This is a genomic window from Frankia sp. CeD (assembly GCF_000732115.1).
Classification (GTDB): domain Bacteria; phylum Actinomycetota; class Actinomycetes; order Frankiales; family Frankiaceae; genus Frankia; species Frankia casuarinae.
Genome location: NZ_JPGU01000009.1, coordinates 65,814 through 83,916 on the forward strand (window position 1 = coordinate 65,814; position 18,103 = coordinate 83,916).

General features: G+C 71.7%; 14 protein-coding genes. 10 read left to right on the forward strand and 4 right to left on the reverse strand.

Annotation, left to right across the window (positions count from 1 at the left end; genetic code table 11):
* The first annotated feature begins 20 nt into the window (after positions 1-20).
* The 7 genes from CED_RS08195 (at position 21) to CED_RS08225 (ending at position 8,641) form a co-directional block, all read left to right on the forward strand.
* Positions 21-1,622 (forward strand): helix-turn-helix domain-containing protein, encoded by a 1,602-nt coding sequence (locus CED_RS08195; protein ID WP_035909643.1) that lies wholly within the window; start codon positions 21-23, stop codon positions 1,620-1,622.
* Between the two features lie 216 nt (positions 1,623-1,838).
* Positions 1,839-2,870, forward strand: coding sequence for an ACP S-malonyltransferase (locus CED_RS08200; RefSeq protein ID WP_011437859.1), 1,032 nt, complete (start codon positions 1,839-1,841; stop codon positions 2,868-2,870).
* Positions 2,867-3,814 carry a beta-ketoacyl-ACP synthase III gene (locus CED_RS08205; protein WP_011437860.1) on the forward strand — a complete coding sequence of 316 codons (948 nt, stop codon included), beginning with the start codon at positions 2,867-2,869 and terminating at the stop codon, positions 3,812-3,814. Before CED_RS08200 ends, CED_RS08205 begins: the two co-directional genes overlap by 4 nt.
* Before the next feature lie 192 nt (positions 3,815-4,006).
* Positions 4,007-4,255 (forward strand): acyl carrier protein, encoded by a 249-nt coding sequence (locus CED_RS08210; protein ID WP_011437861.1) that lies wholly within the window; start codon positions 4,007-4,009, stop codon positions 4,253-4,255.
* On the forward strand, positions 4,252-5,478 hold the full coding sequence (gene fabF, locus CED_RS08215; RefSeq protein WP_035909645.1) for a beta-ketoacyl-ACP synthase II: 1,227 nt from the start codon (positions 4,252-4,254) through the stop codon (positions 5,476-5,478). Before CED_RS08210 ends, fabF begins: the two co-directional genes overlap by 4 nt.
* Positions 5,479-5,716: 238 nt before the next feature.
* Positions 5,717-7,126: an acyl-CoA carboxylase subunit beta gene (locus CED_RS08220; protein ID WP_035909646.1), complete on the forward strand. Its 1,410-nt coding sequence runs from the start codon at positions 5,717-5,719 to the stop codon at positions 7,124-7,126.
* 132 nt (positions 7,127-7,258) lie between these two features.
* Complete coding sequence (locus CED_RS08225) at positions 7,259-8,641, forward strand: MFS transporter (protein WP_035909647.1); 1,383 nt, start codon at positions 7,259-7,261, stop codon at positions 8,639-8,641.
* On the opposite strand, the gene CED_RS08230 is transcribed toward CED_RS08225, so the two are convergent.
* Together CED_RS08230 and CED_RS08235 are read right to left on the reverse strand one after the other, a co-directional pair.
* Positions 8,601-11,084 carry an AAA family ATPase gene (locus CED_RS08230; protein ID WP_035909649.1) on the reverse strand — a complete coding sequence of 828 codons (2,484 nt, stop codon included), beginning with the start codon at positions 11,082-11,084 and terminating at the stop codon, positions 8,601-8,603. The genes CED_RS08225 and CED_RS08230 overlap by 41 nt on opposite strands.
* 2 nt (positions 11,085-11,086) lie before the next feature.
* On the reverse strand, positions 11,087-11,806 hold the full coding sequence (locus CED_RS08235) for a hypothetical protein (RefSeq protein ID WP_011437866.1): 720 nt from the start codon (positions 11,804-11,806) through the stop codon (positions 11,087-11,089).
* A 506-nt stretch (positions 11,807-12,312) separates the two neighbouring features.
* On the opposite strand from CED_RS08235, the gene CED_RS08240 reads away from it, so the two are divergent.
* Positions 12,313-12,735 (forward strand): hypothetical protein, encoded by a 423-nt coding sequence (locus CED_RS08240; protein ID WP_011437867.1) that lies wholly within the window; start codon positions 12,313-12,315, stop codon positions 12,733-12,735.
* On the opposite strand, the gene CED_RS25160 is transcribed toward CED_RS08240, so the two are convergent.
* Positions 12,699-13,865 carry an NTP transferase domain-containing protein gene (locus CED_RS25160; RefSeq protein ID WP_235186964.1) on the reverse strand — a complete coding sequence of 389 codons (1,167 nt, stop codon included), beginning with the start codon at positions 13,863-13,865 and terminating at the stop codon, positions 12,699-12,701. The genes CED_RS08240 and CED_RS25160 overlap by 37 nt on opposite strands.
* Positions 13,862-14,848 (reverse strand): GTP 3',8-cyclase MoaA, encoded by a 987-nt coding sequence (gene moaA, locus CED_RS08250; protein ID WP_035909650.1) that lies wholly within the window; start codon positions 14,846-14,848, stop codon positions 13,862-13,864. Before moaA ends, CED_RS25160 begins: the two co-directional genes overlap by 4 nt.
* Positions 14,849-15,120: 272 nt before the next feature.
* Between moaA and ppgK the strand changes: the two genes are divergently transcribed.
* Both ppgK and sepH read left to right on the forward strand, forming a co-directional pair.
* The gene (gene ppgK / locus CED_RS08255) at positions 15,121-15,957 is read left to right on the forward strand and encodes a polyphosphate--glucose phosphotransferase (RefSeq protein WP_035909652.1); all 837 of its coding nucleotides are present in this window, start codon (positions 15,121-15,123) and stop codon (positions 15,955-15,957) included.
* A 264-nt stretch (positions 15,958-16,221) separates the two neighbouring features.
* Positions 16,222-18,012, forward strand: a complete 1,791-nt coding sequence (gene sepH, locus CED_RS08260) for a septation protein SepH (protein ID WP_023840361.1) — start codon at positions 16,222-16,224, stop codon at positions 18,010-18,012.
* Positions 18,013-18,103: the final 91 nt, after the last annotated feature.

Sequence of the window (18,103 nt, forward strand, 5' to 3'; positions counted from 1 at the left end):
GGGTGCGGGACGGCTGAGGCATGCTGACGGACGTGGCAGCCTCTTCCTCGGATTCCTCCTCGGACACAGTGACTGGGACAGCCCGCCTTGAACCGGGGGCGCCCCCCGTCCCGACACCGGCAGGCGAGATCGAGCCGAGCCCCGAAACCGAGCCGAGCCCCGAAACCGAGCCGAGCCCCGAAACCGAGCCGAGCCCCGAAACCGGGCCGGTGCCGGAGCAATCCGTCGACTACCCGGAGCCGCGTATCCCCGATCTGGGCAACCCGTGGTCGGCCGGCGGGGCCAGCCCCAGACCCGCCGGCGACCAGGCCCGACCCACATCGACCGGGAGCACATCCGGCGGAGAAAGCACCAGCGAGGTGATCCGCCGGGTGGAACGGTCGAGCGGGATGCTCGCATCCCGGGCGGCGGCCCGGATGGCGGAGGCGCTGCCCTGGTTCCCGGCCATGTCGGCGAGTCACCGCGCCGGAATTCAGCTCGTGGTGCAGGCCGGCATCTCGTCGTTCGTGGAGTGGTGCCGGCGGCCCGAACACGCCCGGGATCTGTCCGAGGACGTCTTCCGGGTCGCCCCGCGGGAACTCGTCCGCGCCGTGACCTTCCGCCGACTCGTCGATCTGGTCCGGGTCGCGGTGGAGGCGATCGAGGCCGAGGTGCCGAACCTGGCCGGCCCGGAGCACGAACAACGGCTGCTCGCCGATGTCCTGCGTTACTCCCGTGACATCGCGTTCGCCGGCGCGGTCGTCTACGCCCGCGCCGCTGAGGAACGCGGTGCCTGGGACGCCCGGCTGGAGGCGCTGGTCGTCGACCACGTGGTCCGGGGCGAGGTCGACCGGGCGCTGCCGTCACGGGCGGCCGCGGTGGGCTGGCGTAACCCGCCGTCCGTCACCGTCNTCGTCGGCACGGCCGGGAGCAACTCGCCGGAGGTGGTGGTCGATGAGGTGCACCGGCTCGCCCGCATGGCCCAACTGGAGGTTCTCGCCGGGGTCCACCACGATCGCCTGGTGATGGTGGTCGGCGGGAATTTCACTGCCGGCAGGGACGGCATCGGCCGTCCCGAGATGACCCTCCAGCCGGAGAACAGCGTCGAACCTCCCGCCACCGCGGGTACCCGTCCGGCCGGCGGCACCGCGCCGGTGAACACTGTCCTGGACGCGGCCCGGGCACTGCTTCCCGCCTGCGGGCCGGGCCCGGTGGTGGTCGGCCCGGTGGTCGGTGACCTGACCNGGGCACCGCACGCGGCGCGGGTCGCCCTCGCCGCCACGGACGTGGTCGCCGCCTGGCCAGCCGCACCCCGGCCGGTCATGGCCCGCGCTCTGCTCCCGGAACTCGCCCTCGCGGGGAACGTCGACGCCCGGCGGGCGCTCATCGACGAGGTGTACGCCCCGCTGCGCGACGCCGGTACCCCACTACTGGAGACCACCGGGGCCTATCTCGACTTCGGCTCGTCGCTGGAGGCGACGGCCCGGGCGCTGTATCTCCACACCANCACGGTCCGCTACCGACTCCGTAAGGCCGCCGAGGTGTGCGGGCTGGATCCGGCGGACCACCGCGAACGCTTCATCCTGCATATTGCGCTCGTTCTGGGACGCCTCGACGGTGTGTTACCTACAGGCAAAACATGATCATTCAAGTCGTCCCACGACCCTCTCACCCCCGCGCGAGAATGGTCACATCGAACTACTTTGCAGGTCCGTCATGCCATTCCAGGCCGATGTCGGCGTCGCGCAGTAACGTCCGATCCAAACAGATCGGTTTGTAGGACACCTACAACAGCCGGTCGACACATCGGTGAGTGGCCGCCAGCGACAACCGGTCCTCGTGAGGGGTTAGGTGAACAGGTGCTCGCGATCCTCGCGCCCGGCCAGGGTGCACAGACCCCCGGACAGCTCCGCGCCTGGCGCGGTCTCGAGGGGGCGGAAGAACGGCTGCGCTGGTGGTCCGCCGCAGTCGGGATCGACCTGCTCGAAGCCGGGTGCGAGGCGCCCGCCGAGACGATCCGGGATACGGCGATCGCCCAGCCGTTGATCGTCGCGAGCGGGCTGATCGCGGCCGAACATCTCGGGCTGCCGGTCACCTCCCCGGTCGGACCGGACACCCTGGTGCTGGCCGGTCACAGCGTCGGCGAGATCACCGCCGCGGCCCTCACCGGCACCCTCACTGCCGAGGAGGCCCTCGTCTTGGTGGCCCTGCGGGGACGCGCGATGGCCGAGGCGTCCGCCCGGGTCGAGACCGGCATGACGGCGCTGCTCGGCGGTGATCCCGAGGCGGTGGCCGCCCGGTTGAGTGAACTCGGCCTGACCGCAGCCAACCGCAACGGTGCCGGGCAGATCGTCGCCGCCGGCACCGCCCGCGACCTCGCCCGGCTCGCCGCGGAGCCGCCCGCGGGTGTCCGGCTGCGTCCCCTGTCCGTCGCCGGCGCCTTCCACACCCGGCACATGTCCTGCGCGCGCGACGCGCTGGCCGCGGTCGCGGGTGGCCTCCGGCCCGGGGTACCGCGGGCCGCCGCGCTGTCCAACGCCGACGGGGCGATCGTCACCGACCCGGCCGAGCTGATCAGCCGGCTGGTGGCCCAGGTCGCGGCGCCGGTCCGGTGGGACCTGTGCCTCGCGACGCTGCGCGATCTCGGGGTCGGTGCGGTCATCGAACTCCCCCCGGCCGGCGCTCTCGCCGGGATCGCCCGCCGGGAACTGCCCGGTGTCACGATCCACGCGGTGAAGAGCCCCGACGACCTGCCCGCGGCCCGCGAGCTGGTCGCCGAGTACCTCGGCGCCGAACTCCTGAGCGCGGTCCCGGCAAGCCTGGCGGACCCAACCCCCGGAACTCCACCGGGCTCGACGACGGACGACGCCCTGGTGGGAGCGCAGGCATGACCGAGCTGACCGGTGCCCGCATGCTCGGCCTCGGCGTCTACCGTCCGGCCCGGGTGGTGACCAACGACGAGATCGCCCAACGGGTCGACACCTCCGACGCCTGGATCCAGGCCCGTACCGGCATCGCCAGCCGGCGCATCGCCGACGACGAGGAAACCATCGTCGCGATGGGCGCCGCGGCCGCGGAGAAGGCGCTCGCCGCCGCCGGCCTCACCGCCGACTCGATCGATCTGGTGATCGGGGCGACCTGTACCTCTCCCTCCCAGATCCCGGGTGCCGGTCCGCAGATCGCCCATCGCATCGGGGCCGGCCGGGCCGGGGCGTTCGACATCAACGGCGCCTGCGCCGGTTTCAGCTACGCGGTGTCGACGGCCGCCGACATGGTGCGCGCTGGCACCCTGCGCAACGTGCTCGTGGTGGCCACCGAAAGGCTGTCGGACTACACCGACTGGGACGATCGCAGCACCTGCATCCTGCTCGCCGACGGTGCCGGAGCAGCCGTGATCGGCCCGGCGGAGACCAACGAGATCGGCCCGGCGGTCTGGGGGCACGACGGATCCCGGCCCGAGACGATCCAGGTTCCCGGCTACGGCGACAACTCCTTCCGCATGGAGGGCCAGGCGGTGTTCCGCTGGGCGATCTCCCTGGTCCCGGTCCTCCGCCAGATCTGCGAGCAGGCCGGCGTGGCACCCGAGGACCTCGCGGGTATCGTTCCGCATCAGGCTAACCTGCGGATCGTCGAAGCGTTGGTGACGGGTATCGGCGCCACGAACGCTGCCGTTGCCCGCGATGTGGTCGATGCCGGCAACACCTCCGCCGCAAGCATTCCGCTGGGACTCAGCCGGTTGCTGGAGAGCGGCGAGATCCGCCGGGGAGACCCGGTGCTGCTGTTCGGCTTCGGTGCCGGCCTGACCTACTGCGGGCAGCTCGTGCGCTGCCCCTGACAACCTCGACCAACCCTCGACCAACCCTCGACACCGCACCGTGACCGTCCCGCACCGCACTGCGGCGAGGCGTCCGATGACCATCAGCCCGACCGCGCCCCTGATCCAGGCGCCCACGCTTCCGCGCTGGTACGCGGCAGCCCCGCGCACCACTCGCCACCGACCGACAACATCCCATCAGGAGGAACGATCATGTCCCAAGCTGACATCCTCGCCGGTCTCGCCGTCATCCTCGAAGAGGTCGCCGGTGTCGACCCGGCCGACGTGACGGCCGACAAGACCTTCATCGACGACTTGGACGTGGACTCGCTGTCCATGGTCGAGGTGGTCGTCGCCGCGGAGGAGAAGTTCGGGGTGAAGATCCCGGACGACGACGTGAAGACCCTCAAGACCGTCGGTGACGCGGTCTCCTACATCCAGCGGGCAGGTGTCGCGGCGTGACCACGCCCCCCAGGCAGGTCGTCGTCACCGGCCTCGGGGCTACTACTCCCCTCGGTGGCGATGTCGCCTCGACGTGGGAGGGTCTGCTCTCGGGCCGCTCCGGCGTCCGGCGTCNCACCGAGGGCTGGGTCGAGCAGCTCCCGGTCCATATCGCCGCGCCGCTGGCGGTCGAGCCGCCGCTGGGTCGGGTCGAGGCTCGTACCCTCGACCGCAGCCAGCAGATGGCTCTGACCGCCGCGCGTGAGGCGTGGGCTGACGCGGGCTCACCCGAGGTCGACCAGGAACGCCTCGCCGCGTGTGTGGCCTCGGGGATCGGGGGCGTGCTCACCCTGCTCCACCAGCATGACGTGATCCGGGAGAAGGGCCCCCGGCGGGTATCCCCGCACCTGGTGCCGATGCTCATGCCGAACGGCCCGGCCAGCACCGTGGGCCTGGCGTTCGGCGCGAAGGCGGGGGTGCACGCCCCGGTCAGCGCGTGCGCCTCCGGCTCGGAGGCCATCGCGCTGGCGCTGGACATCATCCGGGCCGGGCGCGCCGACGTCGTGATCGCCGGCGGTACCGAGGCGGCGATCTCGGCGCTGACCATGGCCGGCTTCGCGCAGATGCAGGCGCTGTCCCGCCGCAACGACGCACCCGAGGCCGCCTCCCGTCCGTTCGACAAGGCGCGGGACGGCTTCGTGCTCGGCGAGGGCGCGGCAATCCTCATCCTCGAGGCGGCCGAGCACGCGGCCGCCCGCGGTGCCCGGGTCCACGGCACCCTGGCCGGCGCCGGCATCAGCTCGGACGCCTACCACATCGCCGCGCCGGAGCCGACCGGTGCCGGCGCGGCCCGGGCGATCCGGGCGGCGCTGCGGTCCGGCTCGTTGGAACCCCGTGACGTCGNCCACGTCANCNCCCACGCCACGTCCNCCCCCGCCGGTGACGCGGCGGAGGCGCTGGCGTTGCGCAGCGCCTTCGGTGACCACATCGACGAGATCGCGGTGACGTCGACCAAGTCGACCACCGGGCACCTGCTCGGTGCCGCCGGCGCGGTAGAGGCCGTGTTCAGCGTCCTGGCGCTGCGGGAGCACCTGGTTCCCGCGACGCGCAACCTCGACGCTCTCGACGACGAGATCGCGCTCGACGTCGTGCGGATCGACAACCGGACCATCCGCCCGGGCGCCGCGCTGTCGAACTCGTTCGGGTTCGGCGGTCACGACATCTGCCTGGCCTTCACCGCCTGACCGTCGGCAGGCTGGTCGGCTGGTCGGCTGGTCAGACGTCCACCGCCCGCACCACCACCAACCGATGTCNCCCGCGGCGGCGCCGGCCNCCCCNCCGCCGCCGCGGCNCCGCCCGCCGTTTCGGCGAGCGTCATGGTCGCCGGACCGAGTGCCCAGCGGAAGCCGGCGCATACCACAGGTGGTCGCGTATCGGCCTCCTGCGAAGCAGTCCGACGCCGCTCAGGCAAGGAGACGCACGGTGAGTCTGTCCACGATCGACCGAGTCGACCCCCGCACACCTCAGGCTCGGCTCGCCCGGTTTTTCGATCCAGACACCCTGTCGCTGTTCGCGGTCGGCGACCCGTCCGGAGTCGTTGCCGGGCAAGGGCTTGTCGGCGGGAACGAGGTTGTCGCCTTCGCGACAGATCCGACGGTACAGGGTGGCGCGATGGGGCGCGACGGCTGTGCCCGCATCGTTCATGCCATCGAGTCCGCCGTCCGGATGAACTGCCCGGTCGTCGGGATTTGGCACTCGGGAGGCGCCCGGCTTCAGGAGGGTGTCGCCTCGCTTGACGGAGTCGGCCGGATCTTCGCCGCCACGGTGCGGGCCTCCGGCCGGATCCCGCAGCTCTCGCTCGTGCTCGGGGCCGCCGCCGGCGGAGCCGCCTACGGGCCGGCCCTGACCGACATCGTCATCATGGGCCCAGGGGCGAAGGTGTTCGTCACCGGCCCGGACGTGGTGCGTTCGGTGACCGGTGAGGAATGCACCGCCGACAGCCTGGGTGGGCCGGACGTGCACTCCAGGCGCAGCGGCGTCGTGCACGTGACCTGCGACTCCGAGGACGAGGCCGTGGAGCGGACCCGGGCGGTCGCGGTGCTGCTGGCCGATCAGCGCGACATCGGCCCCGTCACCGGACGCGAGCTCGGGGAACTGCTGCCCGACAATCCTCGGCGGGCCTACGACGTGCGCCCGCTCGTGAAGGCGGTGCTCGACGACGAGGACGAGGCCGTCGAGCTCCACCCGAGGTGGGCGCCGAACATCGTGACGGTGCTGGGGCGCCTCGGCGGACGTACCATCGGGGTGGTCGCGAACAACCCGCTGCGCCGTGGTGGATGCCTCGACGCGACCTCGGCCGAGAAGGCCTCCCGGTTCGTCCGGATGTGCGACTCCTTCGGTGTTCCGTTGGTCGTGCTCGTTGACGTGCCCGGTTACCTGCCGGGTGTGGGCCAGGAATGGGAAGGCGTGGTCCGGCGGGGAGCGAAGCTGCTCTACGCCTTCTCCGAGTGCACCGTGCCGCGCGTCACCGTCGTGACCCGCAAGGCGTACGGCGGAGCGTACATCGCGATGAACGCCAGCAGCCTGGGCGCGACCGCCGTGTATGCCTGGCCGACCGCCCAGGTCGCCGTCATGGGCGCCGAGGCCGCCGTCGGCATTCTGCACCGCCGCAAGCTCGCCGAGGTCCCGGCCCAGCGCCGCCCCAGCGTCCTGGCGGAGCTGACCGAGGAGCACATCCGCACCGTCGGTGGCATCGACCGCGCCGTGGAACTCGGCGTCGTCGACGCGGTCGTCNCCCCCGCCGCCNCCCGGGGCGCGGTTGCCTCCGCCCTCGCCGACGCACTGACCCGTTCCCGCCCCGACAAGAACGTGCACGGCAACATCCCCCTGTAACATCCGGATCCCTGTTACCGGATCCCTGTTATCAGAGCCATTCTGTTACGAGAGTCCACCCTGGAGGAAAATGTTTACCTGATGCGAAATAACGATCTGCCGGCCGGCGTTGCCCTCCCTGGAGGTGCACGTATGACCCTGCAGATGGAGAAGGTAGCCGGTTCGGCATCGAAGGCGACAGGTGGCACGTTCGCTGCCCTGCGGGTGCCGAACTTCCGGCTCTTCCTCGGCGGCCAGATCGTTTCACTCTGCGGGACATGGATGCAGACCATCGCCCTCGGCTGGCTGGTCCTCTCGCTCGGCGCCTCCGGCACGGCGCTCGGCCTGGTCACCGCCGCCCAGTTCCTGCCGGTGCTGTTCTTCGGGCCCTACGGCGGTCTGCTCGCCGACCGGACGGACCGGCGCCGCCTGCTGATCTGCACGCAGGTGGGCTCCGGACTCGCCGCGCTGGCACTGGGCATCCTCGACCTCACCGGTACGGCCCAACTCTGGATGGTCGGGGTGGCCGCCGCGCTCATCGGCCTGTGCAACGCCATTGACAACCCGGCCCGGCAGAGCTTCGTCCAGGAGATGGTCGGGCCGGAGCACCTTCCGAACGCGGTCACCCTGAACTCGGTCGCGATAAACGCGGCGCGCATCGTCGGCCCGGCGATCGCCGGCGTCGTCATCGTGCTCGCGGGCACCGCCGGCTGTTTCCTCATCAACGCGGCCTCCTTCGGCGCGGTCCTGTTCGCCCTGCACCGCATGGACATCTCAGCGCTGTATGATCATCCGCCGATACACCGGGCGCCGGGGCAGCTGCGGGCCGGCTTCGCCTACGTGCGCCGCACGCCGGCGCTGCGCGTACCGTTGGTCATGATGGTGATGATCGGCACGCTGTCCTACGAGTTCCAGGTCGTGCTGCCGCTCCTGGCCCGGGAGACCTTCGGGGGCACCGCGGCCACGTACAGCCTGATGACCTCGGCCATGGGGGCGGGCGCGGTCGTCGGCGGCCTGCTGGTCGCCCGCCGCCGCCGGATCGGGCCCCGAGCGCTGAGCCTGACCGCGATGACCTTCGGTGTCATCCTGCTGCTCGCCGCCGCCGCGCCGACGCTGCCACTCGAGATCGCGACGATGGTGCTGCTGGGCGCGACGAGCGTCGCCTTCATCTCGACCGGGAACGCCACGGTCCAGCTCTCGGCCGACCCGGCGATGCGTGGGCGGGTGATGGCGCTGTGGTCGGTCGCGTTCCTCGGCACAACGCCGGTCGGCGGCCCGATCGCCGGCTGGGTCGCCCAGGCCTTCGGCGCGCGCGCCGGGTTGCTCCTGGCCGCGGGTGCGGCCATCGGCGCGGCGTTGTACGCCTTCGGCTCCCTTCGGGCCACGGCCGTGAAAGGCATGGCCGTGAAAGGCATGGCCGTGAAAGGCATGGCCGTGAAAGGCATGGCCGTGAAGGGCACGGCCATGAAGGGCACGCGCCCGGACCCGGGTCGGCTCAGTCCGATCCGGCCCCGGGTGCCGCCTCGGCGGGGCTGACGGCCGCCCGGCCGAGGTCGGGGAGCGTGTGCAGCTCATGGGTCTGCCCGCGATGAGCCTGGACCGCGTTGGAATGATAGCTCTCGGCGACAGCAAGGAAGTCGGGCTCGTGGTAACGGCGGCCGTCGACGGTGGGGCCCAGGTACCCCTCCATGATGGCCTCCACATCCTCACCAGTGATCGTCTTGTGGGTCTCCAGCGCGTGGGTGAGGGCCAGGATCTCCCGCCGGTTCGCGGCGAGCACCTCCTCGGTACGGGCATAGAGCTCCCGAAGTTTGCCCTCGACCTGCTCGCCGAACGGCCGGTCGGCGTCGATGGAGGCGTTACCCATCTCCTGTTCCNGCATGGACAGGCGCGAGGCCAGGGTCTCCCCCATCGCCGCCGAGGAGATGAAGTTGGCCACGAGCAGGGTCGCGCTGCGCAGGTCGCCGCCGACACCGACGGTGTTGTCCCCCTCGAAGAACATTCGTTCGCCGACGAGCGAGGCGAGGGAGACCATCACCTGCACCTCGATCTCGGACTTCCACATGAACATGCGGTCCTCGACCGCGACGTGCGCCACGAACCCGCCGACGCCACCGCGGCGTTCGATGGTGGCGAGGTCGATCACCCGCCCACGCTGCATCCGGTAGGCGACGACGGCGTGGCACGCCTCGTGCAGGGCGATGCTGTGCCGTTCCCGGTCGATGTGCTCGTGGTCGTCGGCGAGGCCGTATTCCTTGATCACCCTGGCCCGGAGCATGTCCTGCCAGGTGATGACCTCCCGGCCGTCCTTCACCGCCTGGACCAGGGCCTCGTTGACGGTGTCCTTGATGGTCGCCCCGGTGGCCTCCGGGCTCATGATGGCCAGCCGGTCGATCTGATCCGGCGTGAGCTCGTGGCGCACCTTCGACAGATAGCCCTCGAAAGTGCGGATCCGCCCCTCCTTGCTGGGATAGCCCACCTTGTACTGCCGGTCGATGCGGCCGGGGCGCAGCAGTGCCTCGTCAAGCGACTGCGGCATGTTCGTCGCCATCATGACGAGGATGCGGTATTTGGGCGGTGGCTTGGGCCGCATGCCCAACGTCCGGCGCACCACCCGGTTGAGGAAGCCCCGCGGCTTCTTCAGGCCGGACATCTCGGTGAGCAGCGCCTGCAGGGTGCCGTCGAAACCGCCGCCGCCCCCGCCCATCACGAACTGCTCACGGGTGATCTCCGCGCGGGCCGCCTCGCTCAGGTAGGACAGGCCGTTGCACAGGTCCCCCGGACCGCCCTCGCCCACCGATCCGGGCCGGCCGGCGAACCGGCGCCCGGCGCCGGTCGGGAACGCACTCGCCGAGACCCGTCCCGCCGGGGCCGCGCTCACCGGGACGAATGCGGGCGACCCGGAACGGGCAAACCACGACCGGGCACCGGTTCCGGCCCCGCGGCCGAATCCCCCGGCGAGCTGACCCCGGCTCCCCAGCGTGTCGGCCTCGTCAAAGAAGACGATCACCCCGCCATAACGCAGGGAGAGCTTGCGCAGCTTGCGGAACAGCGATTTCACCTTGAGGATGCCGACCCCGATGAACATCGCTTGGAAGGCACCCGGGTCGACGAACACGAAGGGCTTCCCGGTCTCTCCCGCGACCGCCTCGGCGATGAGGGTCTTGCCGGTGCCCGGTGGCCCCCAGAGCAGGATACCGCCGGGAACATGACCACCCCGGCTCTCGATCTCCTCCGGCCGCTCCAGGTAGAAAACGTTCTCCTTCACCCGGCTGACAACGTGGTCCTGCCCCCACACGTCGGCGAAGCGGGTAGTGATGTCCTCGGGGAAGTAGACGTCGACGCCGCCCTTGGACAGGAACCAGAACATCACGACGAACTGGCCGACGACGAGGGCCATGAGCAGGACGATCTGCAGGACCGCCGGGATGGCCTTCCAGACGGCGCCGGGGACGTTCACCATCGCGTCGAAGACCGAGGTATCGGCCAGGCGGGCGTAGACGAACAGGGCGAGCGCGGCCCCGACGATCCACTTCAGCGCACGGCTGACCCGGTACCGGTTCCAGTCGTTGAGCCGCAGCAACCGACGCTCGGCCTGCCCGAAGACCCGATCGGTCCAGAAGACGTAGTAGCCCGACCACCGTTCGCCCAGGAACATGTGGAGCTGGTGCACCAGTTCCACGCCCAGCAGGGCCAGGACCCACCAGCTGTTCCTGGCCTGGATGCGGATCGAGTCGGCCCACGTCATCAACGGGTTGCCGGACACGTCGGCCGCCACGACGAAGACGAAGACCGCCCCGAGCAGGAGCAGGAACTTCACCCGGTCCCAGAAGGCGAGGGGACGGCGGCGTGGCTTGCCGGCGGTCGCGCTCGCCGGCTTCGCATCCGTGCCACCGGGGTCGGGACCAGCCAGACCGGCGGCATTCGGCTTCGGGTCCCCGCCGTCGGCGGTCCCACCTGCCTGGTCTCTCACGCCCATGACTACTGACCTCGGTCCGTCGGCTCGATCGTGAAGGACTTGGCGACATCGCCGATCTGCTGACCATGCGTGGCGTAACACAGCGACGAACACGCGAGGATCAGCTGGTAGAGCACTCGCTGCCCGTTGTCGAGCAGGCTCGTCTGGTCAATGGTGACCAGCCCGGCCTGGGTCTGCACCTGGTAAACGAGGTGCACCCCGTGCACACCATCCTTCTTGTGCACAACCTCGTCCGCGAGNAGCAGGAAGTTCGGCGTCAGCCGCGCACCGTAGGGGTTCTGCCGCACGGCCTGCTCCTGCGCGGCCACCGCGTCGTCGACGGAGAGGACGAAGTTGCGCAGATCGTTGGTGGAGACCGCGTTGGCCTCCTCCGGGAGCAGGTGGCGAACCTGGACGAACCCCTTCGGCTGCGTTGCGTCCGGCACGAGGAGCCGGGTGTTGTCGAACCGCTGGGCCGCGTCGATGCCGACGACCCATTCCCGCGACATGAGACCGCGCAGCATCTCGGGGCTGACATTGCGGGCGTCGATCCCGAAAAGCGCAGGTCCGGGCATCTCCTGGTGATTCCACCCGGTCGGGACACGCACAAACGCGCCGTCCTTCTTGTTGGTTACGTATTCGTAACTCGGCGAGCCGCAGGCAGCGGCGGCGAGGAACACCGAGACGATTACGCTGAGCAGCAGCAGGGTGCCAGGGGCGGACTTTCGGCGCGGACGTGTCATCCGACGTCGAGCCTCCACGGCGAACCTCCAGCTTCGCGAGGTTGAACACATGGTGCGGCGCCGGGCCATGGTCCTTTGCTTTCCTTCGAAAAGTGTGACTCAGGACGGGGTCGACCTACGCAACCTTCGCCAAAAAGAGAGGAAGTACATACCCTCCGCTGTCGGATGCTCCGGGTGCCCGACGCCACTCCGGCACGCCGAACCCCGATTCGGTGACCGCAGGAGTCAAGGAGATCACAATAAGTCATGATCTTCCTGCGGGGCAACACGAACGCCAACCTGGAGGTGGACGCCGCTGCCCGGGCCTCGGATCGGCGTGTGCGGCATACCCCGATCCCCCCGTGGTCGAACCAACGTCCCCGGGCATACCGCACGCCTCCTCCAGATCGGGCGCCGGATCGGGCGCCGGGCCGGGCGAAACGCCATCCCGGGTGAGGCACCGTGGCCGCACTCGGACGGTGCGGCCACGGTCGGGCCGAACGCGGCATCCCAGGCACACTGTCGGTATGGCGCACTATCGGCATGGTCGTAAGGTTCCCGCGCTTCGTCCCGCGCGGCGGCACCTCATCGGCGGACTGACGGTGGTCGCGGTGTTCGTCCTGGTGGGGCTGGCCGCCTGGAACCCGATCGCGGCCCTGCCAGCACTCGCCGCGATCCTCATACTCGGCGTGATCGACTGGGTCGTCGTGACGGCCTCCCCCACCTCCGGCGACCTGCCCTCCGGACCTGCCGCGTTCACCGGGGACGAACCCGGCTGGGAGGGCGGGATGGACACACCGACGCAGGTGCTGCCGCGACTGACCTTCGGATACGCGCGGGCGTCGGCGCGTGGCGAGGAGTACGCGGAGCCGGACCAGGACGCGGTGCGCACCATGGCGATCGACATGCGCGGCTACCTCGACGAGGCGGGTCCGGGCCGGATGGGCTGAGCGGGNCCGGTCCCCNCCCGCGCCCGCGCCAGGAGGCCGAGCACGGCCGACGTCGCCGCGCGCGCAGCCGCGGCCTCCCGCTCACCATCCGTACCCCCCTCGCCTCCGCCCTCCTCACCGTGGGCACCGCCCGCGTTCCGGCCGGCGGCCAGACCAACCAGGAACGCGGTGAGTGGCGCCGCGGGACGCGCGACCCCGTGGGCGACGTCGCGCGCGAGATCGAGGACGGCGCCCACGTCGATCCGTGCCGCGTCGAGGCCGAGCTCGGCGCAGACGTCCGACACCCACTGCGCCAGGACGTCCCGCTCCAGGAGGTTCTTGTCCCGAACGTTCTTGTCCCGAACGTTGCCGGCACCCGAGCCGACGGCCGCGGCGGGCGGCGGGCGATGACGTCCGGCCTCCGGGGGCGGCGGATCCGCCGAAGCCCGATGATCGGACCACGACTGGTGATCAGGCTGCTGGTCATCGGCGGAGGTCATAGGCCTATCGTGCCGGGCCGGGCCACGCTCGCCCACCGCGGCCCAGCTGCGGGCCCGCGCCACATCCGCCGGTTCGTCGCAGTCGAGGCAGGTCCGGGCGTGCGCCCGGACCGCGGTCACCGGACGGTCTGCGAACAGGCCGCGCACCGGGCGCCCGATCGGATCGGCGGGTAGCGCCGCCCACAGCGAGGCCGTCCGCCACACCGCGGCCAGAAACTGCCGGCGGCCGTCCGGGTCGACCAGCAGCGCGGCCTGCGCCGCGGGGTCCGCGACCCCGCGGCGCAGCAGCGCGATCTCCCGGCCGGTCAGGAACGGCAGGTCGGCGGCGAGGACGGCGACGAACGGTGTGGTGATCTCGACAAGGCCGGCGGCGATCGCCGCGACCGGTCCCCCGCCGGGCGGATCCTCCCGACACCAGCGCACCCGACCAGGCGGAATCGGATCGACGGCCAGGTCGCGCCGGGGACCGACGATGACCACCCGTTCGGCGTCCAACACCGCGGACAGCACCCGCTCGAGCAGGGTGGAACCGCCGACCATCACCGCCGGCTTGTCCCGGCCGCCGAGCCGGCGCGCCCCACCCCCGGCCAGCACCAGGGCACTCCANCCCGCGGGGACACCGGCATACGACCCGGACCGGGCCACCGTCATCCGCCGATCGCGGACATCGGCCGGTCCGGCTGCCGAAAGGTCGGTTCGTCGATGCCGTGCCCCGCCTTCTTGCCCCGCACGGCCGCCCGCCACAGAGCCGCGAGCCGCTCGTCGTCCGCGCCGGCACGCATGGGGGTCCGCAGATCGCTCTCCCGCCGGGCGAACAGACAGTCACGTACCTGGCCGTCGGCGGTCAGCCGGACCCGGTCACAGGCCGCGCAGAACGGCGCCGACACCGAGGCGATCACCCCCACTCGCCCGGGCCCACCGTTCACCTCGAACAACTCGGCGGGCGCACTGCCGCGGCCCNGCAGCGGCGTGAGGGNGAANTCCGCCCNCAGGCAGGCAAGGATCTCGCCGGCCGTCACCATCGTGTCCCGACGCCACGCGTGCTGCGCATCCAGCGGCATCTGCTCGATGAACCGCAGCTCGTAGCCCTCCCGCAGACACCAGCGCAGTAACCGGGGGGCTTCGTCGTCGTTGACGCCCCGAACGAGGACGCTGTTGACCTTGACCGGGGTGAACCCGCTCGCGGCGGCGGCGGACAGTCCTGCCAGCACGTCACCGAGCCGCTCCCGGCGGGTGATCCGGACGAACCGGTCCGCGTCCAGCGTGTCCAGGGAGACGTTGATCCGGTCCAGACCGGCGGCCCGCAGCGGGCCCGCCAGGCGGGCCAGGATCAGACCGTTCGTGGTGACGGACAGTTCGGGCCGCGGCCGCAGGGCCGCAAGCCGCGCCACCAGCTCCACCAGACCCGGACGCAGCATGGGCTCACCGCCGGTGAGGCGAACCTCGGTCACGCCGAGCCGCCCAACCGCGACGCCAACCAGCCGGACTACCTCGTCGTCGGTCAGCATCCGCTCGCCAGGGAGCCACGCGAGTCCCTCGGCCGGCATGCAATAGGTACACCGGAGGTTGCAGCGGTCCGTCAACGACACCCGCAGGTCCGTCGCGATGCGACCATGGGTGTCGGTGAGGCTCATTCCTCCAGGGTAAGAGCCGTTCGTCTGAGTCGCGGCTCGTCCCGAGTCGGGCCACGCGGCGGCGGACTCACCGGCGGGACGCGATCGGGACGGAGAGGCCACGACGTGGGCAGTCGGACCGTGGCCGCCCCGATCGCCTGCGAGACTACAACTCGTGCGGTCGACGGACGTCCGCGGTCACTGGGCGGCGGTTCTGCCCACGGCACCGCGGCAGGGTCGGCGGGGTCGGCGGGGNCGGCAAGGNCAGAACATCGGNAGGGGNGGGCTCGGCGATGCAGGTCTTCGGGGNTGACGTCGGCGGNAGCGGAATCAAGGGCGCTCCGGTCAACGTCGAGGACGGGTCGCTGGCCGCGCCCAGGTTCCGGCTGGCGACTCCGCAGCCGGCCGAGCCCACCGCGGTGGCCGCGACCGTGGCGGAGGTGGTTGGCCGCTTCGGCTGGTCGGGACCGGTGGGAGCCACCCTGCCCGCAGTGGTCAAGAACGGGGTGGCGCTCACGGCGGCGAACATCGCCCCGTCCTGGATCGGCACCGACGTGGTGTCCCTGTTCGCCGAGGCGCTGGGCGGGTCGGCCGCCGCCACGGGCCCGGTGGACATCACCGTGATGAACGACGCGGACGCGGCGGGCATCGCCGAGATGACCTTCGGCGCCGGACGCGACACCACCGGCCTGGTCGTCGTGACGACGTTCGGAACCGGGATCGGTACCGCGCTGTTCCTCCACGGCCAGCTCGTGCCCAACACCGAACTCGGCCACTTGGAGATCTCCGGGCACGACGCGGAGACCAGGGCGTCCGATGCGGCCCGGGAACGCGAGGGCCTCTCCTGGGAGAAGTGGGCCAAACGGGTGACCAGGTACCTCAACACCATCGAGGCGCTGCTCTGGCCCGACCTCATCATCATCGGTGGTGGGGTGAGCAAGAGAGCGGACAAATACCTCGACCAGCTCGAGGTGCGTACCCGAGTGATCCCCGCGCAACTCCAGAACGAGGCAGGCATCGTCGGCGCCGCCATCTCCGGCCTGGTCGACCAGAACCGGCCCCGACCGGCTGCCCGGCCCGCCCGCCGCCGAGGTCCCGCGACCCGCCCCCCGGGCGGCAGGCGACCATAATCCACCGGTCGCGAGTCCACTCGTCCCGGATCCGGACGTTCCGGGACTGCCCGAACAGGCCCAACACGGTCAGACTGTGCGTGTCGCCCGCCGCCACGCCCGCGACCGACGCCATCGATGGCAGGCTGTCAGCTACCGGGACGCACAGGCCGAAGGCGGGTTGACGCATCATGCTGACATCCGCTCCCATGCGCGTCCGGCGCAACGGTCCGCCCGCCGCGGCACGGCGACAAGCGGTACGGCTTCGACGGAGGAGGAGGCGCCATGCGCGAGCTGCGGGCGGTCGCACTCAGCGAGGACGGCGGCTACCTCGTGCTCACCGACGCGAACGGCAGGACGGACGGCGAGCAGTTCCGGGTGCCCGTGGACGACCGGCTGCGCGCGGCCCTGCGCGGTGTGCGTCGCAGCGAGGTGCGTACCGAGAGCGCGCTCACCCCACGGGAGATCCAGGCCAGGCTGCGCGCCGGGGAGACCGCGGCGGAGGTGGCCAGGGCCGCCGGGATCCCGGTGGAACGGGTGGAGCGCTATGAGGGTCCCGTCCTCGCCGAACGTGCCAGGGTCGTGCAGGAGGCGCGGGCCGCGCTGCTCCCCAAGGATCCGGGGGGGGTGCCGGGACGGCCGTTGGGCGAGGTCGTCGACGCGCGGCTGATGGGAGCCCAGGACAATCCGGCCGCGGCGCAGTGGGACGCGTGGCGCCGCGTCGACGGCATCTGGCTCGTCCAGCTCACCTCGGAAAGCCGCTGCGCCCGCTGGACGTGGGATCCGGTGGTGCGCCGGGTGCGCCCACATGACGACGCGGCCCGCACTCTTGTGGCGCCGGAGACGGCAGAGCAGCCGGCGCCGGTGCCCGCACCGTCATCCGTACCATCATCGTCGGCGGCGCTGCGGGCGGCGGGGCCAGCGCTCACCCTTGTGCACGACCAGGGCATCCCCGCCACCCCGGCCACCCCGGTCCAGCCGATGGTCGCTGCGATGGCGGAATCGGGCCTGCCGCCGGGAACACCGGCCCCGCAGCACGGCCTCCCCGAGCGACAGTACCCTCCGCCCGCGGCCCTGCCCTCCCACCCGGCCGCGTCGTATCCCGGGGATAACGCATATCCCGGGGATAACGCGTATCCCGGGGACACCGCGGGCGGTGGGATCGCGCCCGGGGCACCCGGGTCGCCCGGGTCGCCCGGGTCGCCCACCCGTCCGGAGACGATCCAGGCGGCCGAACCGCAACCCGTGGTCGCGGACACCCGATCCGCGGACACCCGAGCCGTGACCCCCTGGTCCGTACCTGCCCGGTCCGCAGACCCAGCGGCCCCGGGAGACCCGCGCGCGGTGGAGCGGAAGGCCGCCCGGGCCGAGGAAGCCGAGTCCCTGGATCGTCCCGTCCGGCCCGAACCGATCCGCGGCGAGGTCGCTCGCCGGACGGCCGCGACGGGGCGAGGCGTTCCCGGCAGCCGCCCCAGGGTGGGGTCCGCGTCCGGGACCGGACGATCAGGAGTGCATTCCCGACCGGCCGTCGCGCCGGCCGGTCCGCAGCCCGTGACATCCGCCACGTCTCCCACCGGGGCAGCCGCCAAGCTGCCGGTCCCGGGCTCGGCGCAGGTGCCTCCCGTCGCCGGCGGGGAGCGGGGCGGGACAGCCGCCGCGGCCCCGGCCGGACCGGAGCCGTCGGCCCCAGACGTCGGTACGGCAGCGCGATCCGCTCCCGCCGAACCGGCCGCGCTAGCGGGCACCGATGCCGCCGCAGCCGCCGCGGCCGCCGTGACCTCGGCACCAGCCGCCCGAGCCGCCGGATCCGGCACAGATTCCACGCCCGGGGCGCGCCGCACGGCAGCCCGGCGGGAAGCCCGGCGGGAAGCCCCCGCCAAGGCTCCCTCCGCGCAGACGGAGGATGCGCCGGACGGGACCGACGAGATGACCGTAGACACATCGAGCGCCTCCGCTGCGTCACGGGCACGCCCGAGTAACACCGCCCGTGGGAACGAACGTCCGGCAGGCGGTCGACGCGGACGCAAGTCAGTGCCAGCATGGGACGACATCGTCTTCGGTGCCCGACGTCCCTGATCAGACGACCGGGCGTCCGAGACGGGTACCCGTTCGTGGTATGGAGGACCACGGACACCACGCCGCTCTGGATGCAACGACGCCACGAGAG